The organism is Azonexus sp., assembly GCF_049652925.1.
Lineage (GTDB): Bacteria > Pseudomonadota > Gammaproteobacteria > Burkholderiales > Rhodocyclaceae > Azonexus.
The window spans coordinates 154,931-174,496 of record NZ_JBASFI010000014.1 but is presented as its reverse complement, the minus strand read 5'-3'; the positions used below and the strand labels follow the sequence as shown (position 1 = coordinate 174,496).

At 59.9% G+C, this 19,566-nt stretch carries 26 protein-coding genes; 14 read left to right on the top strand and 12 right to left on the bottom strand.

All coding sequences use genetic code 11. The features are described from left to right. Positions 1–7 precede the first annotated feature (7 nt). Complete coding sequence (gene slmA / locus WBK19_RS07240) at positions 8–616, top strand: nucleoid occlusion factor SlmA (protein ID WP_511288309.1); 609 nt, start codon at positions 8–10, stop codon at positions 614–616. Between the two features lie 50 nt (positions 617–666). Here the strand turns inward: slmA and hemB are convergent, their stop codons facing one another. Together hemB and yihA are read right to left on the bottom strand one after the other, a co-directional pair. Next, positions 667–1,671 carry a porphobilinogen synthase gene (gene hemB / locus WBK19_RS07235; protein WP_511288307.1) on the bottom strand — a complete coding sequence of 335 codons (1,005 nt, stop codon included), beginning with the start codon at positions 1,669–1,671 and terminating at the stop codon, positions 667–669. A 134-nt stretch (positions 1,672–1,805) separates the two neighbouring features. Beyond that, a complete protein-coding gene (gene yihA, locus WBK19_RS07230; protein ID WP_511288305.1) occupies positions 1,806–2,468 on the bottom strand; it encodes a ribosome biogenesis GTP-binding protein YihA/YsxC in 663 nt (220 codons plus the stop codon). A 107-nt stretch (positions 2,469–2,575) separates the two neighbouring features. Between yihA and WBK19_RS07225 the strand changes: the two genes are divergently transcribed. From WBK19_RS07225 to msrQ, 5 genes are all read left to right on the top strand, one after another. After that, positions 2,576–3,211, top strand: a complete 636-nt coding sequence (locus tag WBK19_RS07225) for a c-type cytochrome (RefSeq protein WP_511288303.1) — start codon at positions 2,576–2,578, stop codon at positions 3,209–3,211. Positions 3,212–3,331: 120 nt separating this feature from the next. Continuing rightward, positions 3,332–3,763 carry a CBS domain-containing protein gene (locus WBK19_RS07220; RefSeq protein ID WP_511288301.1) on the top strand — a complete coding sequence of 144 codons (432 nt, stop codon included), beginning with the start codon at positions 3,332–3,334 and terminating at the stop codon, positions 3,761–3,763. 1 nt (position 3,764) lies between these two features. Further along, entirely contained in the window at positions 3,765–4,607 is an 843-nt protein-coding gene (locus WBK19_RS07215; protein ID WP_511288299.1) for an HDOD domain-containing protein, read from the top strand. Positions 4,608–4,711: 104 nt separating this feature from the next. Beyond that, positions 4,712–5,659 carry a protein-methionine-sulfoxide reductase catalytic subunit MsrP gene (gene msrP / locus WBK19_RS07210; RefSeq protein ID WP_511288297.1) on the top strand — a complete coding sequence of 316 codons (948 nt, stop codon included), beginning with the start codon at positions 4,712–4,714 and terminating at the stop codon, positions 5,657–5,659. A 1-nt stretch (position 5,660) separates the two neighbouring features. Then, positions 5,661–6,326 carry a protein-methionine-sulfoxide reductase heme-binding subunit MsrQ gene (gene msrQ, locus WBK19_RS07205; RefSeq protein WP_511288295.1) on the top strand — a complete coding sequence of 222 codons (666 nt, stop codon included), beginning with the start codon at positions 5,661–5,663 and terminating at the stop codon, positions 6,324–6,326. 57 nt (positions 6,327–6,383) lie between these two features. Here msrQ and WBK19_RS07200 read toward each other — a convergent pair whose 3' ends face one another. Beyond that, positions 6,384–7,277, bottom strand: a complete 894-nt coding sequence (locus WBK19_RS07200; protein ID WP_511288293.1) for a methyltransferase domain-containing protein — start codon at positions 7,275–7,277, stop codon at positions 6,384–6,386. Next, entirely contained in the window at positions 7,274–8,257 is a 984-nt protein-coding gene (gene bioB, locus WBK19_RS07195) for a biotin synthase BioB (protein ID WP_511288291.1), read from the bottom strand. The genes WBK19_RS07200 and bioB overlap by 4 nt, the downstream gene beginning before the upstream one ends. Before the next feature lie 56 nt (positions 8,258–8,313). On the opposite strand from bioB, the gene WBK19_RS07190 reads away from it, so the two are divergent. From WBK19_RS07190 to WBK19_RS07175, 4 genes are all read left to right on the top strand, one after another. After that, a complete protein-coding gene (locus WBK19_RS07190; RefSeq protein WP_511288289.1) occupies positions 8,314–8,817 on the top strand; it encodes a ComF family protein in 504 nt (167 codons plus the stop codon). A 60-nt stretch (positions 8,818–8,877) separates the two neighbouring features. Then, the gene (locus WBK19_RS07185; RefSeq protein ID WP_511288287.1) at positions 8,878–10,080 is read left to right on the top strand and encodes an IS4 family transposase; all 1,203 of its coding nucleotides are present in this window, start codon (positions 8,878–8,880) and stop codon (positions 10,078–10,080) included. 120 nt (positions 10,081–10,200) lie between these two features. After that, positions 10,201–10,395, top strand: coding sequence for a ComF family protein (locus WBK19_RS07180; RefSeq protein WP_511288285.1), 195 nt, complete (start codon positions 10,201–10,203; stop codon positions 10,393–10,395). 44 nt (positions 10,396–10,439) lie between these two features. Next, positions 10,440–10,904, top strand: a complete 465-nt coding sequence (locus WBK19_RS07175) for a tRNA (cytidine(34)-2'-O)-methyltransferase (RefSeq protein WP_511288283.1) — start codon at positions 10,440–10,442, stop codon at positions 10,902–10,904. Here WBK19_RS07175 and WBK19_RS07170 read toward each other — a convergent pair. From WBK19_RS07170 to WBK19_RS07145, 6 genes are read right to left on the bottom strand one after another with little or no spacing between them, the layout of a single operon-like run. Further along, positions 10,901–11,890 carry an NAD(P)H-dependent glycerol-3-phosphate dehydrogenase gene (locus WBK19_RS07170; RefSeq protein ID WP_511288281.1) on the bottom strand — a complete coding sequence of 330 codons (990 nt, stop codon included), beginning with the start codon at positions 11,888–11,890 and terminating at the stop codon, positions 10,901–10,903. The two genes, WBK19_RS07175 and WBK19_RS07170, sit on opposite strands and share 4 nt — an antisense overlap. Then, positions 11,887–12,333: an SH3 domain-containing protein gene (locus WBK19_RS07165; protein ID WP_511288279.1), complete on the bottom strand. Its 447-nt coding sequence runs from the start codon at positions 12,331–12,333 to the stop codon at positions 11,887–11,889. The genes WBK19_RS07170 and WBK19_RS07165 overlap by 4 nt, the downstream gene beginning before the upstream one ends. 1 nt (position 12,334) lies before the next feature. Next, positions 12,335–12,799, bottom strand: a complete 465-nt coding sequence (gene secB / locus WBK19_RS07160) for a protein-export chaperone SecB (protein ID WP_511288277.1) — start codon at positions 12,797–12,799, stop codon at positions 12,335–12,337. A gap of 30 nt (positions 12,800–12,829) precedes the next feature. Continuing rightward, entirely contained in the window at positions 12,830–13,090 is a 261-nt protein-coding gene (gene grxC, locus WBK19_RS07155) for a glutaredoxin 3 (RefSeq protein WP_511288276.1), read from the bottom strand. Next, the gene (locus WBK19_RS07150) at positions 13,087–13,506 is read right to left on the bottom strand and encodes a rhodanese-like domain-containing protein (protein ID WP_511288274.1); all 420 of its coding nucleotides are present in this window, start codon (positions 13,504–13,506) and stop codon (positions 13,087–13,089) included. Before WBK19_RS07150 ends, grxC begins: the two co-directional genes overlap by 4 nt. Before the next feature lie 9 nt (positions 13,507–13,515). Continuing rightward, the gene (locus WBK19_RS07145) at positions 13,516–13,833 is read right to left on the bottom strand and encodes an ArsR/SmtB family transcription factor (RefSeq protein WP_511288272.1); all 318 of its coding nucleotides are present in this window, start codon (positions 13,831–13,833) and stop codon (positions 13,516–13,518) included. A gap of 135 nt (positions 13,834–13,968) precedes the next feature. Here WBK19_RS07145 and WBK19_RS07140 point away from each other — a divergent pair, with 135 nt between their 5' ends. The 4 genes from WBK19_RS07140 (at position 13,969) to WBK19_RS07125 (ending at position 18,072) form a co-directional block, all read left to right on the top strand. Beyond that, on the top strand, positions 13,969–15,342 hold the full coding sequence (locus tag WBK19_RS07140; protein ID WP_511288270.1) for a murein hydrolase activator EnvC family protein: 1,374 nt from the start codon (positions 13,969–13,971) through the stop codon (positions 15,340–15,342). Continuing rightward, a complete protein-coding gene (locus WBK19_RS07135; protein WP_511288268.1) occupies positions 15,339–16,754 on the top strand; it encodes a S41 family peptidase in 1,416 nt (471 codons plus the stop codon). The genes WBK19_RS07140 and WBK19_RS07135 overlap by 4 nt, the downstream gene beginning before the upstream one ends. A gap of 20 nt (positions 16,755–16,774) precedes the next feature. Next, complete coding sequence (locus WBK19_RS07130) at positions 16,775–17,176, top strand: hypothetical protein (protein ID WP_511288266.1); 402 nt, start codon at positions 16,775–16,777, stop codon at positions 17,174–17,176. A gap of 68 nt (positions 17,177–17,244) precedes the next feature. Then, positions 17,245–18,072 (top strand): HesA/MoeB/ThiF family protein, encoded by an 828-nt coding sequence (locus tag WBK19_RS07125; protein ID WP_511288264.1) that lies wholly within the window; start codon positions 17,245–17,247, stop codon positions 18,070–18,072. On the opposite strand, the gene ribD is transcribed toward WBK19_RS07125, so the two are convergent. Together ribD and nrdR are read right to left on the bottom strand one after the other, a co-directional pair. Continuing rightward, positions 17,987–19,075, bottom strand: coding sequence for a bifunctional diaminohydroxyphosphoribosylaminopyrimidine deaminase/5-amino-6-(5-phosphoribosylamino)uracil reductase RibD (gene ribD, locus WBK19_RS07120; protein WP_511288262.1), 1,089 nt, complete (start codon positions 19,073–19,075; stop codon positions 17,987–17,989). The two genes, WBK19_RS07125 and ribD, sit on opposite strands and share 86 nt — an antisense overlap. Beyond that, complete coding sequence (gene nrdR, locus WBK19_RS07115) at positions 19,072–19,536, bottom strand: transcriptional regulator NrdR (RefSeq protein WP_511288260.1); 465 nt, start codon at positions 19,534–19,536, stop codon at positions 19,072–19,074. Before nrdR ends, ribD begins: the two co-directional genes overlap by 4 nt. Between the last annotated feature and the right edge of the window lie 30 nt (positions 19,537–19,566).

Below are 19,566 nucleotides of genomic sequence, written 5' to 3'. Positions count from 1 at the left end.
GTAAACCATGGCGACAAAACCGGGCGAACGCCGCCTGCAAATCCTGCAGACACTGGCCGAAATGCTGGAAACTCCGAAAGGGGAAAAGATCACCACCGCCGCGCTGGCCGGCAAGCTGGCATGCTCCGAAGCGGCGCTCTACCGCCATTTCGCCAGCAAGGCACAGATGTTCGAAGGTTTGATCGAATTCATCGAGCAAAGCCTGTTCAGCGTCATCAACCAGATCACCACCGAGGAGAACGAAGGTTTCAAGCAAGTCGAGCTGATCATCGGCCTGCTGCTGCGTTTTGCCCAACGCAACCGCGGCATGACCCGGGTCCTGATTGGTGATGCCCTGGTCAATGAAAACGAGCGCCTGCAAATCCGCATCAACGCTCTGCTCGACAAAGTCGAAGCGGCCATCAAACTGGCCCTGCGCATCGCCGCCACCCAGGAAAATCTCAAGCCCGACGCCGATTTCGGCGCTCTCGCCAACCTGTTGCGCTGCTACGTCGTCGGCCGCTGGGAACAATACGCGCGCAGCGGCTTCACGCGCGAGCCGCTGACTCAATGGCCGCAACAATGGCCAATGCTCTATTTCGCCTGTCTGTCGCAATCGGGCGCCCCAGGCGCCTGAAAAACGAATGGCGGCCCAGGCCGCCATTTTTGAATCCAAAATCGCCGAGCTCAGCCCTTCAGATACTCCGCTGCATCGAGCGCAAAATAGGTCAGGATGCCATCGGCCCCGGCCCGCTTGAAAGCCAGCAAGCTCTCCAACACGCAAGCCTTTTCGTCCAGCCAGCCATTCTGCGCCGCCGCCTTCAACATCGCGTACTCGCCGCTGACCTGATAGGCATAGGTCGGCACCTTGAACTCGTCCCTGACGCGCCGCACGATGTCCAGATACGGCATGCCGGGCTTGACCATGACCATGTCGGCACCTTCTTCTAGGTCGAGCGCCACTTCGCGCAACGCCTCATCGGTGTTCGCCGGGTCCATTTGATACGTGTATTTGTTGCCTTTGCCCAAGTTGCCGGCCGAGCCGACCGCATCGCGGAAAGGACCATAAAAGGCCGAGGCGTACTTGGCTGAGTAAGCCAGAATGCGCGTGTAAATCTGCCCGGCGCCTTCCAGCTCGGACCGGATACGGGCAATACGGCCATCCATCATGTCCGACGGGGCGACCACATCCGCCCCGGCCTGGGCATGACAAAGCGCCTGCCTGGCCAGCACAGCCAGCGTCTCGTCATTGAGCACATAACCTGTTTCGTCGATCAATCCATCCTGCCCGTGGCTGGTGTAGGGGTCGAGGGCGACATCGGTAATCACGCCAAGATTCGGGAATTCGCGCTTGAGCGCGTTAATCACACGCGGCACCAAGCCGTTGGCGTTGTACGCCTCCTCGGCCCCGAGCGACTTCAGTGAAGAATCAATCACCGGAAACAACGCCAAAGCCGGAATGCCGAGTTTTACAGCCCGCTCAGCCGTCTTCAACAAAACATCGAGCGACTGGCGCTCGACGCCGGGCATGGACGACACCTTTTCGATGCGCCCTTCGCCCTCCAGCACAAAAACCGGGTAAATCAAATCGTCGGCCGTGAGCACCGACTCCCGCATCAAACGGCGGGAAAAGTCATCACGCCGCATCCGGCGCATCCGGGTTCCGGGAAAACCACCAGTCACAACAGCCATGCTTCAACCTCAATCAATTGAACACAGAAAAATTTTGATACTCGGCGGAACTTCCCGCCATGACGCGCGTCAGATTCCGCAGATGGCACGCGCTGTCTCCCGCTTCACCTCCCTGAGCGGGCGCCTTGATTATGTTAAGGCTTTTTGGCCCCCGGACCCCCCTTATCCGGGGGCCCTTTGTTTTCTTTTGGCTTGATTTCGATCTCCAGCCAACTGGCGAGAACTCCCTCAGCCTCTTCGACACCCGTCTTTTTCAGGCTGGAAAAGAGCTGGACCGAATACAGGTCAGCATCACCCCATGTCGCCACCTCGGCCTTGACCGATTTCAGGGCTTTCATCTGCTCCTGGCGGCTCAACTTGTCGGCCTTGGAAAGCAGGATGTGGATCGGCCGCCCGGTCGGACGGAACCAGTCGATCAGGCGCAAATCGAGGTCGGTCATCGGCCGGCGAATGTCCATGATGACGACCAGCCCGGCCAGCTGATCCCGCTTGCTCAGGTAGGGACCAATCAGACCCTCCCACTGCGAGCGGATGGCCTCTGGCGCCTTGGCGTAACCGTAGCCGGGCAGGTCGACAAAATACTTTCCGTCGGCCAGCGTGAAATAATTCAGGTGCTGTGTCCGACCGGGTGTTTTGCTGACGTAAGCGAGACGAACACGCCCCGCCAGGGTATTGATGGCAGAAGATTTTCCGGCATTGGAACGGCCGGCGAAGGCCACTTCGCGAACAGAATCCTGCGGTAAATCACGGAGATTGGCGACGGTTGTCAAAAAAACCGCCTGCTGGAACAGAGGCATAAAAAACTCGGAAGACCCGCCAAGAGGGCGGCGAACTGATATAGAATAACAGGTTTGTAACCTCCGTTCCGGCCAAAGCGCCCATAAACGCGCACTAGGAGTTCGAAATGATCCGTAAAGCGGCACTGGCGATCCTTTTCGCCACCAGTTTCGTCACCCACGCTTCAGAAGAAGCGCATGCCAAGGCTGACCCTGCCAAAGGCAAGGCTATCGCCGAATCAATTTGTGTTGCCTGTCATGGCGTCGATGGCAATAGCCCGACCTCGGCCAATCCGAATCTGGCAGGCCAGGTTGAGGAATACATTGCCAAACAACTGAAGAATTTCAAGCCGGTTGGCGACAAGCCACCCGTGCGCAACAACCCGATCATGGCCGGTATGGCTGCCCCCCTCTCCGACGACGACATCAAGAACGTCGCTGCCTGGTTCTCCAGCCAAAAGCAGAAGCCTGCTGCGGCCAAGGATGAAAAGCAGATCGCGCTGGGTCAGAAAATCTGGCGTCAGGGTGACTTCAAGAAAGGCGTTCCCGCCTGCGCCGGCTGTCACGGCCCGGCTGGCGCCGGCTTGCCCGCCCAGTACCCGCGTCTGGCAGGTCAGTTCCAGGAATACACCGAAGCCCAGTTGAAGGCTTTCCGTGTTGACGAACGCGCCAACGATCCGGAAAAGATGATGCGCATGATTGCAGCCAAGCTGTCCGACGCCGAAATCAAGGCAGTCGCCGAATACGCCGCCGGCCTTCGCTAATCAGCGTCGCAGCAAGGAAAAGGCAGCTTCGGCTGCCTTTTTGTTTTTCTGGCGCTTGGCAGTCTACGTCGACCGGGCTAGACTGGCCGCACAACACCCCACCTGAGTAGGAGACAAGAAATGAAGACGCTCAAACAGCTTCTCGCGGGCCGGAATCGCCCATTGGCCGTCGTCGCACCTGGCGACACCGTTTTTCACGCTCTTACGGTCATGGCCAAGCATGAGGTCGGTGCCGTGTTGGTTCTGGACGGCGAACAACTGGTCGGCATTTTTTCCGAACGCGACTATGCCCGGAAGATCATCCTGCACGGCAAGACATCAAAGGAAACCCTGGTCAAGGAAATCATGAGCGACAAGGTTGCCTACGTGACTCCGAGCGTTTCGCTTGATGAATGCATGGCCCTGATGACCGAAAAGCATTTCCGCCACCTGCCGGTACTGGATGACGAAGGAAATGTTCTTGGCATCATCTCCATCGGCGATCTGGTCAAGGAAACGATCTGCGACCAGCAATTCCTGATCACCCAGTTGGAACACTACATCGCCGGTTGAAATGACCAGCGGAAGCAGTATTCACTTTCATATCCTCGAAGACATCGCCCGCGATCTGTCGGGCGATGTCAATTTTCCGACCTGCCTGGATGCGGCCTTGCTTGTTCGCAACGCGCTGAAAGACCCATTTGCCAGTACCGAGCAAGTGGTTCAGGCAATCAGCGTCGAGCCACTGATCTCCAGCAAGCTTTTGCGGCTAGCCAACTCGGTCGTCTACAACCCTTCCGGCGAGGAGGTCTCCAACCTCAATGCCGTAGTCAAGCGACTGGGGTTCGACATCGTCCGAACGACATCCCTGGCCGTGGCCATGGATCAGATGCTGAGGTCCAGAAATCTTGCGGCCTACGACGATATTTCCCGGCAAACCTGGGAGCACTCATTGCAGGTTGCTGCAGTCGCTCGCGTACTGGCGCGCAATCTGGGCCGCGTTCAGCCGGAAAACGCCATGCTGACCGGCCTGGTCCACAACATCGGCATTTTTTACCTGCTGTTTCGTGCTGCGGAATACCCGGAGTACCGCAACAACGAACCGGCAATGATCGAACTCCTGGCCGGCTGGCACGAAGGGATAGGCGAGAGCCTGTTGCACATCCTGGGGCTGCCGGCGGCGATTACTGATGCCGTGCGCGACCAAAGCCATTTGAGCAGGGTCGAAAAGCCCTGCACCATCAGCGATATTCTCTATTTTGCCATCGCACTATCCGACAACAGCCTACCGTGGCAACGCAACGTGGTGGACCCCGAGGAAGCGGCGAGACGCGAGGCGGACCGCGTGCGCTACGCCGATCTCCTGAAGAGCGCTGAAGAGGACATCATTGAGTTGCGCGCCGCGCTTTCTGCCTGAACCTGCGGGCACCCTGACAGTCTGAAATTCATTGCACCGGGCCCTCCCCGTAAGGATTCGGGAAGAATACCGACTAATGGATACGCAGCCCCTCAGGAACCATCATGCTGATTCGCCATACCCCGGAACTCCCCAGCTCTGAAATCACTGATCCGCAGGTTTATGCTGGTCGCCGCGACTTCGTTCGTACGCTGGCCCTCGGCCTCGGCGCCGCCAGCCTGGGCCTGGCCCATGGCGCGGAAACCCGCGGCAGCAACCGTTTCGAGGGGCTGCTCGCGAGCCCATTGTCGACGCGTGACGACAAATTGACGCCTTACCAGTCGATGACGACCTACGGCAACTTTTACGAGTTCGGGCCGGACAAGGACAGCCCGGCAAAAAATGCGCACCGTCTACGCACGCAGCCATGGACGGTAACCGTCGATGGTGAAGTCAAGGCTCCAAAAACCTTCGCCATCGATGACATCCTGAAATGGGCGCCGCTGGAAGAGCGTATTTACCGGCTACGCTGCGTCGAAGGCTGGAGCGCTGTCGTGCCTTGGGTCGGATTTCCGTTCAGCGAACTGCTCAAGCGCGTCGAGCTGACCGGCAATGCCAAATTCGTCGAATTCTGGAGCCTGGCCGACCCCGAACAAATGCCTTACGTGCGCATTCCATTGCTCGACTGGCCATACCTCGAAGCGCTCCGGCTCGATGAAGCACGACATCCGCTCGCACTTTTGGCGGTGGGCATGTACGGCGAGGTCATGCCTAAACAGAATGGAGCCCCCCTCCGCCTCATAGTGCCTTGGAAATACGGCTTCAAGGGCGCAAAATCCATCGTTCGCATTCGGTTCGTCGAAAAACAGCCGCAAACAGCGTGGATGAAAGCCGGGCCTGACGAGTATGGCTTCTACTCCAACGTCAATCCGGATGTCCCGCACCGGCGCTGGAGTCAGGCAACCGAACGCCGCCTTGGCGAATTCCTCAAACGCAAGACCCTGCCTTTCAATGGCTATGCCGAGCAGGTCGCCGGCCTGTACGCCGGCATGGATTTACGGAAAAATTTCTGACATGAGCTTCAACCCCGACAACCGCCAACTTGGCTGGATCAAGATTGCCCTCTTCGCCCTCTGCCTGATCCCCGCGCTACGCCTCCTGTGGGCGGCCTACACCGACGACTTTGGCGCCAACCCGGTCGAGTTCGTCCAGCGCTGGACTGGAACCTGGACCTTCAGCCTGCTGCTCATCACGCTCTGCGTCACGCCGCTCCGGGCGATGACGCAAATGCACTGGCTGACGCGGCTGCGGCGCATGCTCGGCCTGTTCTGCTTTTTCTACGCGACGCTGCACTTTCTGAGCTTCATCGGCTTCGACCATGACTTTGTGCTCGATGACATCGCCAAAGACATTTTCAAGCGCCCCTTTGTGACGGTCGGCTTTGCTGCCTTTTTGCTGCTGATCCCGCTCGCTGCAACATCCAGTAACTGGGCAATTCGCAAGTTGGGCGGCAGAAAATGGCAGGAGTTGCACCGCAGCATCTATCTCATCAGCATCCTCGCCACGGTGCATTATTTCTGGCTGGTCAAGGCCACGGCGCTACTCTGGCCGATGGCTTATTCCGTGGCCGTCGCCGCCCTGCTGGGCTGGCGGATTCGAGAACGCCAGCGCAAGGCGATCCCCGTGCCGCAATTTCAGGGAGTCAAACCGCTGAAATTCTTCAAACAGAAGCCGGATTGATCTCAACCGCAGATTGCTACGGTCAACCGGAAAAATTGACCAAAATTGAAATGCCGCTCAGCCCTTGCGCGGCAGATCGAAGCGGACGATGGCGCGGCCGTCCGGCGTCTTCTTCGGCTCGGCCTTCCAGGCGTGGCCATAGATGACCTCGAAGGTCGCCGGCAGCCGACCGTCCTTGCGCATCGCTTCGTAGGCGGCCTTGCCGTTCGCCCACGACTTGCGTCCGGTCATCCCGTGGCGCCTGGCTTTCATGGCGCATGAGGAACCGGCAGCGCGCAATTCGGCGAACATGGCGTCCAGGTCGTCGTAGGTCAGCGTGATGACTTCCATGTCCATGACTGGGTCAGCAAAACCGCAGCCGACCAGCATATCGCCAAGATCGTGCATGTCGGCAAAACGCTGGGTGTGGGCGTAGCCATCGGCGAAAGCGCTGCGCAGTTCCTTCAGCGTATCCGGGCCGAGGGTCGAGAACATCAGCAGGCCGCCGACTTCGAGAACACGGTGCGCCTCGGCCAGCGCCGGAATCGGATCATCCAGCCAGTGCAACAGCAGATTGGACCAGACGATTGCGGTAGACCGCGATTTCAGGGGTAAATTGGCAGCATCGGCAGCAAGGCGAAGCGGCTCGGCATTCCGGCCAATACCCAGCCAGCGCTGCCAGCCGACACGCGGGACACGGCCTGCGGAGAGCATGGCCGGCGCGACATCCAGACCGATCAGTTGGGCTTCGGGATAGCGCTCTGCCAGACCGGGAAAACTCCCGCCGCGGCTGCAACCCAGATCAAGAATCCGTTTTGGTTCGACCTTGACGAAATCGAGCCGCTCCTGCATCCGGCGATCGACTTCGCGGGCGAAAAAGTCGCCTTCGCCGTAAGTTGCAGCAACTCGGGCAAAGCGTCGACCGACATGCTGCCGGTCGACGAAGCCGGAATGCGGACTGCCAGTACTCAAATTGCCTTGACGCCGAGACGGGCAAACAGCGCGTCGTCGCGTTCGATATCCGGATTGCCGGTGGTCAGCAGAAAATCGCCGTAGAACATCGAATTGGCCCCAGCCAGGAAGCACAGAGCCTGCAATTCATCGCTCATTTCCTGACGGCCGGCCGACAGGCGAACCCAGGAAGTCGGCATCATGATGCGGGCAGCGGCGATGGTACGCACGAACTCGAAGGGATCGAGACGGTCGTTATCGGCCAGCGGCGTACCAGGAATCGGCACGAGGTTGTTGATCGGCACGGATTCCGGCGCCTTGGGCAGATTGGCCAGCTGAACGAGCAGACCAGCGCGGTTCTTGCGCGATTCGCCCATGCCGATGATGCCGCCCGAACAGACGTTGATACCGGCGTCGCGGACCTGCTCTAGCGTATCGAGGCGGTCGTCATGGGTGTGCGTCTTGATGACCTGACCGTAGAACTCCTTGTCGGTATCGAGATTATGGTTGTAGTAGTCGAGGCCGGCATCCTTGAGCTTTTCGGCCTGGCCTTCCTTGAGCATGCCGAGGGTCACGCAGGTTTGCATGCCCAGCGCCTTCACTTCGCGAACCATGTCGAGCACACGGTCGAGATCGTTGTCCTTCGGCCCCTTCCAGGCGGCACCCATGCAGAAGCGCGACGCTCCCTTGGCTTTGGCGGCCTGAGCGGCGGCAACCACCTGATCGAGCGGCATCAGGCGTTCGCGCTCGGTGTCGGTGTCGTAGCGGGCCGACTGCGAGCAATAGCTGCAATCTTCGGAACAACCGCCGGTCTTGACCGAAAGCAGCGTCGAGCGTTGAATGGCGTTCGGATCGAAATTTGCGCGGTGCACGCCTTGCGCCCGCCAGATCAGATCCATCAGCGGCAACTCGTAGAGCGCGAGTACTTCGGAAACCGACCAGAGATGGACGGGAGCAGACGGCGAAACAGACGGAACGGCGGCGACGGAGCTAGCTTGCATGAAAGGCCTTGCGTGAAAAATGCTATAAAAATCAGATACGAAGCGCATCGGTAATTATGGATTATCACGGACACTCCGGCTGGCTGTCAATTTTACCCCAGCCCGATGGACTCAAACGGCTTGGTCGGAAAATCCTCGATGCCGCCTTGCCGGGAAGCTGCCTGCTCTGTGGCGCCGACAGCCAGGGAAGCCTGCTTTGCCCGCCGTGCACCAACGATCTTCCGCTGCTACCAGAGACCCGGTGCCCGATCTGCGCCGTCCCGACGACGCATGGCGAACGCTGCGGCGCCTGCCTGAGCGAGACGCCGCACTTCGCACGGACCATCGCCCTCTTTTGCTACGATTTTCCGGCCGACCGCATCGTTCATGCACTCAAGTATGGCCACCAACTGGCGGTTGCCGACTGGGCCGGACAAAAGCTGGCTGAGCTAAGCAGCACCGAAGCATTCGATTGCATCATTCCCCTGCCCTTGCACGCTGAACGCCTGCAGGAAAGGGGCTTCAACCCTGAGGTTTCCCCGCAGATTTCCAATTTAGATCAATTGGTTAAGATCAAGTAATGCATGCATGACACCGTTAAAACCTTCATCGCGGTGACCAAACGTTGATGGAGGTGGGCCATGCATGCAAAGGGAATTGTGAACGGGTTGTTGGGCAGCTGTCTATCCTGCTTGCATGCCAAGCGGGCAGAGTCGATTAGGGCAGCGGTATGGAGTGCTCTCGATGGCGGGCGATTGAGTCTGAGTCTGTTGGCCCGTTCCGTTTCCTCCGAGTGCGCCATGCGCCACCGGGTCAAGCGGATTGACCGATTGCTGGGCAACGCCGCCGTCTATGGCGCCCGGATGTCGATCTACCAAGCGGTCGCAGCGCATTGGTTGGCCGGAATCAGGCAGCTATTGATCGTCGTCGACTGGTCGGGGGTCACGCCGGACCAACAGTGGCACTTGCTTCGGGCAAGCGTTGCCGTTGATGGACGCAGCGTGACGCTCTATGAAGAAATTCATCCGCAACGAAAATATGGCGATCGAGGCATCCATCGTCGTTTTCTGGCCAAGCTGGCGAAATTGCTGCCTCAAGGATGTATGCCGATCATCATGACCGATGCGGGTTTCCATTCAACGTGGTTCGATCTGGTCACCCAGCGTCGCTGGCAATGGATTGGTCGAATTCGGGGCAAGGATATGGTTTGCACCGTAGGCCACCCTTGGCGGCGATGCACTGAGGTTTACGCAGAAGCGACCGCCCAGGTGAAGGCTTTTAGCGAAGCTCTCTATGTACGCAGCAACCCGACACCGTGTCGCTTGGTGCTGGTCAAGCGCCCACCTAAAGGACGAAGCCGTCGTACCCGCCTCAGAAAAATTTCGCGCTCGCGTACCTCGCTCAAGGCGGCACGCAGTGGCTGCGAACCGTGGCTGCTGGCCAGTTCTCCCGGTCTTGGGCACCTTGATCCGGAAGCCGTTGTTACCCTGTATGCGCAAAGAATGAAGATCGAGCAATCATTCCGTGACCTGAAAAATGAGCGGGGTGGTTTGGGCCTAAGTGCTTCCCGGTCACGGTCTGGCAAGCGGCTGGAAATACTGCTCTTGATCGGGCACCTGGCCTCTTGGTTGCTGCGCCTGATCGGAGAAAGTGCCGAGCAGCGTCAGATGCAATTGCAATTCCAGAGCGTCCCATGTCTCAAACACAAGGAAATTTCTGTCATGACTCTGGCCCGCCGCATCATCGATGCAGGCGGCAACTGGCTGCGACGACTACCGATCACGGATGCCTTGCCGTTGATTCATCACCAAGCGTTGGCTGCCACTCAAGGAGTAAAAATATGAGGGGAAACCTCAGGCTTCAACCAGTCGGCCGAGATCGCCAGGGCATTTCAATTTTGGGCAAAAATTCCGGTTGACCGTGGAAACGTCCTGCGCACGCGGGTAACCCCGCCACAAGCCACGATGCCGCACAAGGAACGGCACAAAAACGTGCGTGGCGCCTTCGAATGCCGCGCCGACTTCACGGGCAAACGCCTGCTGCTCATCGATGACGTGATGACCACCGGCGCCACGGCCAACGAGTGCGCCCGAGTGCTCAAACTGCATGGCGCCGCCGAGGTCACTGTCGCCGTCATCGCCCGTGCGCTACGACACTGAATCCATGCTCTAATTCGCCCCCTTCATCGCTCGAAAGCTGTCGCGTGTTTGCCGTCGTTCTCTACCAGCCCGAAATTCCGCCCAACACGGGCAACATCATTCGCCTGTGCGCCAATACGGGGGCCGAGTTGCACCTGGTCGAACCGCTCGGCTTTGACATCACCGACAAGGGCTTGCGGCGGGCCGGACTGGATTATCACGAATACGCCCGCGTCGTGCGTCACGCCGACTGGGATGCCTGCAAAGCGGCACTGGCCGGTCGACGCCTGTTCGCGATGACGACCAAGGGCAATGGCAGTCCGTTCGACGCGGCTTTGCAGGAAAACGATGTTTTTGTCTTTGGTCGGGAAACCAGCGGCTTGCCGCCGGAAGTGCTCGCCGAGTTTCCGCCGGAACATCGACTGCGCCTGCCGATGCAGGCCGGGCAGCGCAGTCTCAATCTCTCCAACGCTGCCGCCGTCACCGTCTTCGAAGCCTGGCGCCAAGCCGGCTTCAGCGGCTCAAGTTAAGCCAACTCTTCTTTCGGGTCGCGCGCCATCAACTGCTCGACGGCTTGCGCAGCACTCAACCGACCATCCAGCACGGCCGCCACGGCAGCGCTGATCGGCATATCGACGCCGAGCTGACTCGACAGACGATCCACTTCGCGGGCGGTATAAACGCCTTCGGCGACGTGACCGAGTTCTTCGAGAATCTGCGGCAGGGATTTGTTCTGGGCCAGCGCCAGACCGACGCGACGGTTGCGTGACAGATCGCCGGTACAGGTCAGGATCAGGTCACCCATGCCGGCCAAGCCCATGAAAGTCTGCCGGTCAGCACCCAGCGCCAGACCAAGCCGGGCAATTTCGGCCAGGCCACGCGTCATGAGCGCCGCCCGGGAATTGAGGCCGAGGCCAAGGCCATCGCAAACGCCCGTGGCGATGGCCAACACGTTCTTCACTGCGCCGCCGACCTCGACGCCGACCAGATCATCGTTGGCGTAGATACGCAGGCGCGCCGTATGGAGTTGGCGCGCCGCTTCGCGGGCGAAGGCCGGGTCATTGCCAGCCAGCGCCACGGCGGTCGGCTGACCGGCCGCGACTTCCTCGGCAAAACTGGGGCCGGAGAGTGCGCCGCACAAGGCCTGCTGGCCCAACACTTCGCTCACCACCTGATGCGGCAACTTGCCGCTACCCGCCTCGAAACCTTTGCACACCCACAACACCGGCAACTTGCAGCCGATGGCCTTGAGCCGTTCGACCGTCGGCCGCAGACCAGCTATCGGCGTTGCTACGATGAGCAACTCGGCCGCTGCGACAGCCGCCTCGAAATCCGTCGTCACGACGACCGAGTCCGGCAATTTGTGGCCTGGAAAAAATCGATGGTTTTCTCGGGTGGATGTCAGGTCGGCGGCGACATCCTCTTCGCGCGACCACAGGGTCAGCTCATGCTTGCCGGCAAAGGCAATGGACAGCGCCGTGCCCCAGGCGCCAGCGCCAAGCAGTGTGACTTTCATAGGCCCCAGACCTGCGTCGAACGAATGTAGCCGGTCGCGCCGTCGCGATGGCGCACCTTGGCCCAGCCCGGCGAGGCGGGTTCGATGAATTCAACAGCCACCCATTTGTCCAGTTCGGCCAGAACGGCCGATTCCGGCTTGTCCGACTGGCGGATTTCCGCCTTCGGCGCGGTCACGACGAGCGTCCGCTTGTCCACGAGATTGCGCGACTCCAGCCAGGCCAGCGTCCCTTCGGCATCGCGCACCTTGAACCAGCCCTCGAGCTTGACGACGACCTCGACCGGCGTCTGCGCCTTGATCAGGTAGAGCTTCTTGCCCTGCAGCGACGGCGCATCAAAAAGGATGGCCGCCGGCACACTGACCGAGCGGTAGTCGATAGCCAGCGCTGCTCCGGCAGCGCTGATCAGCGACAGGGCGACAAGCGCACGACGCCAGATGATCATCTTACTGAATCGACGCGTCAGCCGGAGCGCCAGCCTGCTCGGCCTGCTGCAGACGCTGCATGTACATGCCTTCGAAGTTGACCGGCTGCAGCACGATCGGCTGGAAGCCGGCGCGGCTGACCGAGTCAGAGACCGCTTCGCGGGCATACGGGAAGAGGATGTTCGGGCAGGCGACAGCAATCAGCGGCTCGATCTGGTCTTCCGGCACGTTCTGGATGCGGAAGATGCCGGCCTGGCCAACTTCAACCAGGAAAACCGTCTTGTCGCCCATCTTGGCGGTAACCGTCACGGTCAGCACGACTTCGTAAACGCTGTCGCCAACGGTACGGCCACCGGTATTGAGCTGGATCTCGACTTGCGGGGCTTCCCGCTCGAGGAAGATTTCCGGCGCATTCGGCACTTCGACCGACAGATCCTTGACGTAGAGTTTTTCAATACCGAAGACGGGCTGGGCGTTTTGTTCCATGGTTTTCTTTCAGAAGTTGAATCGGTTTAATCAGGCTTCGAGCAACGGCTTCAATTGGCCGGATGCATCGAGTGCGTAGAGATCGTCACAGCCACCCACGTGGGTTTCGCCGATGAAGATTTGCGGCACTGTACGCCGCTGAGTTTTCTGCATCATTTCATCGCGACGTTCCGGATCCAGATCAACGCGAACCTCCTCGATCTGCTCCACGCCGCGTGCCTTGAGCAATTGCTTGGCGCGCGTGCAATAAGGACAGACTGCCGTCGTATACATCAGGACATGGGCGCTCATTTGCTCTTGGCGCCTTTTTTGATCGGATAACCGGCGCCCACCCAGGCATCGACGCCACCGGACAGGTTATACAGCTTCTCGAAGCCCTGTTTCTTGAGCTCGCCACATGCCTTGTTCGAGCGCATGCCGGAGGCGCAGCAAACGATGATCGGCTTGTCCTTGAACTTGTCCAGCTCGCCAATACGCCCGGCCAACACGCTGTTCGGAATATTCTTCGCTTCCGGCAAATGCCCGGCTGCGTACTCGGCGGCTTCACGCACATCGAGGATGACCGCATCTTCACGATTGATCAGTTGCGTCGCCTCGGCCGGCCCGACGCTGTTGCCCGAGGGGCGCATCACCATCGGCCAGAGCAGGGAAAGGCCGCTGACAGCGACCAGCGAAACCAGCAGAATATTCTGGTTGATAAATTCCATCGGTATCACTTAAACCTCCGTCCCGCAAAAAACTTCGCGCATCATGCTGACCAGTTGCAGCGTGCGCTGATCGCCAACCCTGTAATAGACGCGGTTGGCGTCCTTGCGGGTAACCAGCACGCCCTTTTCACGCAGGATGGCCAAGTGCTGGGAAATATTGCTCTGCGATGTACCCACCGCCTCGACGATTTCCTGCACACACGCCTCCTGTTCGCCAAGCACGCAAAGGATTTTCAGGCGCAGCGGGTGGGCGATGGATTTCAGCGCACGGGCGGCCAGCTCGATGTGCTCCTGCTTGTCGATCAAACTGAAGGTTGGCGTTTCCAAGATAAAACCTCGTTTCGGTGAATGGCGCATTATAAAATAGCGTTTTACGTTTCGCTTAATCGAAATCACTCCGCGATGACCTTTGGACACACCCGGCCCGGCCAGCGCAGCCCTCGGCCCACCGGCAAAAGGCTGATGGCGGCACTGATTGCCACGGTTTTCCTGGGCGCAGCACCGGCCGATGCCAAGCCAACTGCGGCCGAAAAAAAATCCGCCCAGGTCGTCGCCTCGCCCGATATTGCCGAAAAACAGGCCGATCTGGGCGAATTGCGCAGCCGCATCGAAGGGTTACGCAAGGAATTATCAAACAGCGAAGAGAGCAAAGCCGATGCCGGCGACCGCCTGCGCGAATCCGACCGCCAGATTTCGCGACTGCAACGCGAGCTGCACGAACTGAACGATTCTCGCGGTCAACTGGAAAAAAAGCTCAAAAACCTCGAGCAACAATCACAGGAACTCGGCGTCACGCTCAGCCAGCAACAAGCCCAACTGGAAAAACTGATCTACAAACAATACCTGCGCGGCACGCCGGACTCGCTGCAACTGCTGCTCAATGGCGACGATCCCAACCAGATGGCGCGCGATCTGCACTATCTGTCAGCCATCGCCCTGACCCGCGCCGAGCTGATGGGCGAAATCAACGCCACGCTCGACAAAAAGAAATCGCTGGCCGCCGACGCCAAGGAGCGTAGCGCCGAATTGGCCGAGGTCGAGGCTGAGCAGAAAAAGCGCCATGCCGATTTGCAGAACCAACGCGAGGAGCGTCAGGCGCTGTACGCCCAGCTGGCCAGCAAGGTCAGCGCCCAGCGCAAGGAAATCGGCACCCTGCAACAAAACGAAAAACGGATGACCCAGCTGATTGATCGGCTGTCAAAAATCCTCGCAGCCCAGGCGGCAAGAGCTGCCAAGGCAGCCGAGGCCGCACGGCTGGCCGAAGCACGCCAGGCCGCCGCACGGCAAAAGGAAAAAGAGCGCGAGAAGGAACGGGAAAAGGACAAGCGTCCTTTGCATACAGAAGAGCGCGAAATCGCCCGCCCGACTCCCGCCATAGAGCCCACCCGCCCAAGAACCGTCGAAGCCGAAAACCACTACGAACCGGCCCCGAGCAACGGCAGCTTCGCCCGCCAAAAAGGCAGCCTGCGCCTGCCGGTACGCGGCGCGGTGTCCGGCCGTTTCGGTTCGGCCCGCGACGGCGGCGGCACCTGGCGCGGCCTGTTCATCAAGGCCGGCGCTGGCAGCGAGGTCAAGGCCATTGCCGGCGGCCGCGTTGTCTTCTCGGAATGGATGCGCGGCTTCGGCAATCTGCTCATCGTCGACCACGGCGATGCCTATCTGTCGATCTACGGCAACAACGATGCACTGCTCAAACAGGTCGGCCAGGCCGTCAAGGGTGGAGAAACGGTGGCCACTGTGGGTAACAGCGGGGGCAATCCCGAATCCGGTTTATACTTTGAACTCCGCCACCAAGGGCAACCGATCGACCCGATGAAATGGGCCAGCTTGAAATGAGCAAAACTAAAACCATTAGCTTGACCGTTGGCGCCTTCGTCGCCGGCGCACTGATCAGCCTGAACTTCCCGGCCATGGCCGACAAGGAAGTCAAACCCGGCCTGCCTATCGATGAACTTCGCACCTTTGCCGAGGTTTATAGCGCCATCAAGCAGGGCTATGTCGAGCCGGTCGAAGACAAGAAGATGATCACCAATGCCATTTCCGGCATGCTGTCCAACCTTGACCCGCACTCGACCTACCTCGACGCAGATGCCTTCAAGGATCTGCAGGTCGGCACGCAGGGCGAATTCGGCGGCCTGGGCATTGAAGTCGGCATGGAAGACGGCCTGGTCAAGGTCGTTTCGCCGATCGAGGATACCCCGGCCTATCGCGCTGGCGTCAAGGCTGGCGACCTGATCTTCAAGCTCGACGAAACCCCAGTCAAGGGTCTGACCCTGTCGGATGCCGTCAAGAAGATGCGCGGCAAGCCGAAGACGCCGATCAAACTGTCGATCATCCGCAAGGGCGAAACCAAGCCGATCGAGCTGACCCTGATCCGCGAAGTGATCAAGGTGCAGAGCGTCAAGTCCAAGCTGGTCGAGCCCGGCTACGGCTGGGTGCGCGTCACCCAGTTCCAGGAAAATACCGTCGCCGAACTGGCCAAGCATGTTTCCGCCCTCTACAAGGATGGCAACAAGCTGAACGGTCTGGTTCTCGATTTGCGCAACGACCCGGGTGGCCTGCTCAACGGCGCCATCGGTGTTTCCGCGGCGTTCCTGCCGCCGGACGTCAAGGTCGTGTCGACCGATGGCCGCACTGCTGACGCCAAGCAGGAATTCCGGGCTCGGGCACAGGATTACCTGCGCGGCAGCAAGGAAGATCCGCTCAAGAACATGCCCATCGAAGCCAAGAAGGTGCCGATGGTCGTTCTGGTCAATGGCGGCTCTGCCTCGGCTTCCGAAATCGTTGCCGGCGCATTGCAGGATCACAAGCGCGCCATCATCGTCGGCACCCAGAGCTTTGGCAAAGGCTCGGTGCAGTCGGTTCTACCGCTCCCCGGCAACACTGCCATCAAGCTGACCACGGCCCGCTACTACACGCCCGAAGGCCGCTCGATTCAGGCCAAGGGCATCACGCCGGACATCGTTGTCGAAGAGAGCGCGAACGGCGCCAGCCCCGGAATGCGCGTGCGCGAAGCCGATCTCGACCGTCACCTGAGCAACGACCGTGAAAAGGAAGCCGCCAAGGAAGCGGCAAAGCCGGAAGCCAAGGGGGCTGCCAAGACACCCAAAAACGGCAAGGACAAGAAGGAAGATGCCGAGGAAGAAATGCCGCAACGTCTGGAGTACGCCACCAAGGGCGACTACCAGTTCCAGCAGGCGCTGAATCTTCTCAAGGGTCTTCAGATCATGCAGAATAAGGCGCAATAGTTCATCGATCGGGAGGGATGATGACCGACACAGACCTCAAGAAAAACCGGGAAATTCTGTTCTCCAAGTTTCCGCCGGGCCAGGTGCCCGAAGCGGCAGATGATCTGCAGCACCTGGATGAACTTGAGGTCCAGGCCCGATTCGAAAAGCGCTCGCTGGGTGTCAGCTATGATCTGCAGCAACACACCTTGCGGGAGCTTGACGATCATCTGGTCGACAAGGGTTTTCACCTCGACAACACGCTGTACACGAAACTGACCAGGGCGCTGATCTACTACGTCGAAGAGACGCAATTGCACAACATCGGCGCTCCGGAAAAACGCCTGAAGCGCTCGGCCCAGGAAGCCTACGTCAATGCCTGGGAACAGCACCCGCACGGCGACCACGACGACACACCGCCGGAGTGGCGGGAATATAAGTAGCTCTCAGGATCGAGGATTGAGCTGTTAGCAAAACCACTCGACCCTGACAACTCGATCCTCGATCCCAAATGACTGACGAGCAGCTTCTCCGCTATAGCCGACACATCCTGCTCGACGCGCTGGGCATCGAAGGCCAGACGCGCATTCTGGATACGCACGCGTTGATCATCGGTGCCGGCGGTCTTGGCTCGCCGGCGGCGCTCTACCTGGCTTCGGCCGGGATCGGCAAGATCACGCTGGTCGATGATGACACGGTCGATTTCACCAACCTGCAGCGCCAAATTCTGCATACCCAGGCACGCGTCGGCATAGCCAAGGCCGAATCCGGTCGGCAGGCGCTGAGCGCCATCAATCCTGACATCGAGATCATCCCGCTACAGATGCGCCTATCAGGCGAAGCGCTTGATGCACTGGTTGCCAGCGCCGACCTGGTGCTCGACTGCACCGACAATTTCGCCACCCGCCATGCCATCAATCGAGCCTGCGTCCATCACCAGAAACCGCTGGTGTCCGGCGCCGCCATTCGCTTTGACGGGCAAATCAGTGTCTACGACCTGAGTCGCGATGACTCGCCGTGCTACCACTGCCTGTTTCCGGAAGGCGAGGACGTCGAGGAAGTGCGCTGCGCCGTGATGGGCGTCTTTGCCCCACTAACCGGCATTATCGGCACCATGCAGGCGGCCGAGGCGCTCAAGCTGGCGGCCGGCATCGGCGAAACGCTGACCGGGCGCCTGTTGCTTCTTGATGCATTGACCATGGAATGGCGCACGGTTCGCTTCAAGAAGGACAGCGATTGCGCTGTGTGCGGACCTAAAGGAAACGTGCGATCAGGCGAATATCTTCGCCAAGCTGGCGCAGATCCCGAATCTTCAGGCGCCGCTTGCCGTCTAGCGTAGTCAGTTCAGGCAGGTTGAACAGGCCGCTCGCCTCGTGACCGATCAGGCAGGGCGCCAGATAGAGCAACAGTTCGTCGACCAGGCCTTCGCGCAACAGCGAACCATTGAGCTTGAAGCCGGCTTCGGCATGAACCTCGTTGATGCCGCGCTGAGCGAGTAATTCGAGCAGGGCTTTGAGGTCAACCTTGCCGGCGCCATTATTCAGAATTTCGACGAAATTTCCGGTTGACCGTAGCAAAGCCATTTTTTCGGCGTTTTCGACGGCGCCAACGATGAGCACCGGCTCGCCTTGCAGAAGGCGCGCCGTCGGCGCTATTTCAAACTTGCTATCGACCACGACGCGCAAGGGTTGACGCGTCGTCGCCACATCACGCACGGTCAGACTCGGATCGTCGTCGCGCACCGTGCCGATACCGGTGAGGATGGCGCAGGCTCGGGCGCGCCAGGCATGGCCGTCGCGGCGCGCATCGGGTCCAGTGATCCACTGACTGACGCCGTTGTTCAGAGCAGTCTTCCCATCCAGACTGGCCGCCACCTTGAGGCGCAACCACGGCCGACCACGGGTCATACGCGAGACAAAGCCGATGTTCAGTTCGCGTGCCTCGTTTTCCAGCAGGCCGCTTGACGTTGCTATGCCAGTCGCCTGCAACAAGGCGAGTCCCTTGCCGGCGACGAGAGGATTCGGATCGGTCATCGCCGCCACGACACGCGAGACACCGGCCGCAATGAGCGCCTCGGCGCAGGGCGGCGTCCGCCCGTGGTGGCTGCACGGCTCCAGCGTCACGTACGCCGTCGCGCCCCTGGCCTTGTCGCCGGCGGCGCGCAGGGCATGAACTTCGGCATGCGGCTCTCCGGCTTTCTCGTGCCAGCCTTCACCAACGATTTCACTGTCGCGAACCACGACGCACCCAACCCGCGGGTTGGGCGAGGTCGTCCACAGGCCGCGCTCGGCCAGTTGCAGGGCGCGCGCCATCATGCCGTGGTCGACGGCCGAGAAGCTCATTTTTTCTTCGGGGTTGGTGAAACTTCGCGGATCGCCTTGGAGAAGGCATCGACGTCTTCAAAATTGCGATAGACCGAGGCAAAACGGATGTAGGCCACCTTGTCGAGCTTCTTGAGCTCGCGCATGACCAGTTCGCCCAACTGCTGCGTCGTCACCTCGCGCTCACCGGCCGAACGCAATCTTTCTTCGATATCAGCCACCGCCGCATCGACCGACTCGATCGACACCGGCCGCTTGCGCAGCGCCAGTTCGAGACTGGCGCGCAATTTGGCCCGGCTGAACTCGGTGCGCAGGCCATTTTTCTTGACCACTTGCGGCAACTGGATTTCCGCCCGCTCGTAGGTGGTGAAGCGCTTGTCGCAGGCATTGCACTTCCTGCGGCGACGCACGACGTCCGCCTCGTCGGAGAGGCGGGTATCAACAACCGCCGTGTCGTCGTGGCCACAGAAAGGGCATTTCATCGCAACAAATCCATCATCGTCATTCCCGCG

Bases quoted from the DNA above. Each gene is read 5' to 3' on its own strand.
- slmA (WP_511288309.1), top strand. From the start codon at position 8: ATGGCGACAAAACCGGGCGAACGCCGCCTGCAAATCCTGCAGACACTG.
- hemB (WP_511288307.1), bottom strand. From the start codon at position 1,671: ATGGCTGTTGTGACTGGTGGTTTTCCCGGAACCCGGATGCGCCGGATG.
- yihA (WP_511288305.1), bottom strand. From the start codon at position 2,468: ATGCCTCTGTTCCAGCAGGCGGTTTTTTTGACAACCGTCGCCAATCTC.
- WBK19_RS07225 (WP_511288303.1), top strand. From the start codon at position 2,576: ATGATCCGTAAAGCGGCACTGGCGATCCTTTTCGCCACCAGTTTCGTC.
- WBK19_RS07220 (WP_511288301.1), top strand. From the start codon at position 3,332: ATGAAGACGCTCAAACAGCTTCTCGCGGGCCGGAATCGCCCATTGGCC.
- WBK19_RS07215 (WP_511288299.1), top strand. From the start codon at position 3,765: ATGACCAGCGGAAGCAGTATTCACTTTCATATCCTCGAAGACATCGCC.
- msrP (WP_511288297.1), top strand. From the start codon at position 4,712: ATGCTGATTCGCCATACCCCGGAACTCCCCAGCTCTGAAATCACTGAT.
- msrQ (WP_511288295.1), top strand. From the start codon at position 5,661: ATGAGCTTCAACCCCGACAACCGCCAACTTGGCTGGATCAAGATTGCC.
- bioB (WP_511288291.1), bottom strand. From the start codon at position 8,257: ATGCAAGCTAGCTCCGTCGCCGCCGTTCCGTCTGTTTCGCCGTCTGCT.
- WBK19_RS07190 (WP_511288289.1), top strand. From the start codon at position 8,314: ATGGATTATCACGGACACTCCGGCTGGCTGTCAATTTTACCCCAGCCC.
- WBK19_RS07185 (WP_511288287.1), top strand. From the start codon at position 8,878: ATGCATGCAAAGGGAATTGTGAACGGGTTGTTGGGCAGCTGTCTATCC.
- WBK19_RS07180 (WP_511288285.1), top strand. From the start codon at position 10,201: ATGCCGCACAAGGAACGGCACAAAAACGTGCGTGGCGCCTTCGAATGC.
- WBK19_RS07170 (WP_511288281.1), bottom strand. From the start codon at position 11,890: ATGAAAGTCACACTGCTTGGCGCTGGCGCCTGGGGCACGGCGCTGTCC.
- WBK19_RS07165 (WP_511288279.1), bottom strand. From the start codon at position 12,333: ATGATCATCTGGCGTCGTGCGCTTGTCGCCCTGTCGCTGATCAGCGCT.
- secB (WP_511288277.1), bottom strand. From the start codon at position 12,799: ATGGAACAAAACGCCCAGCCCGTCTTCGGTATTGAAAAACTCTACGTC.
- grxC (WP_511288276.1), bottom strand. From the start codon at position 13,090: ATGAGCGCCCATGTCCTGATGTATACGACGGCAGTCTGTCCTTATTGC.
- WBK19_RS07150 (WP_511288274.1), bottom strand. From the start codon at position 13,506: ATGGAATTTATCAACCAGAATATTCTGCTGGTTTCGCTGGTCGCTGTC.
- WBK19_RS07140 (WP_511288270.1), top strand. From the start codon at position 13,969: ATGGCGGCACTGATTGCCACGGTTTTCCTGGGCGCAGCACCGGCCGAT.
- WBK19_RS07135 (WP_511288268.1), top strand. From the start codon at position 15,339: ATGAGCAAAACTAAAACCATTAGCTTGACCGTTGGCGCCTTCGTCGCC.
- WBK19_RS07130 (WP_511288266.1), top strand. From the start codon at position 16,775: ATGACCGACACAGACCTCAAGAAAAACCGGGAAATTCTGTTCTCCAAG.
- WBK19_RS07125 (WP_511288264.1), top strand. From the start codon at position 17,245: ATGACTGACGAGCAGCTTCTCCGCTATAGCCGACACATCCTGCTCGAC.
- ribD (WP_511288262.1), bottom strand. From the start codon at position 19,075: ATGAGCTTCTCGGCCGTCGACCACGGCATGATGGCGCGCGCCCTGCAA.
- nrdR (WP_511288260.1), bottom strand. From the start codon at position 19,536: ATGAAATGCCCTTTCTGTGGCCACGACGACACGGCGGTTGTTGATACC.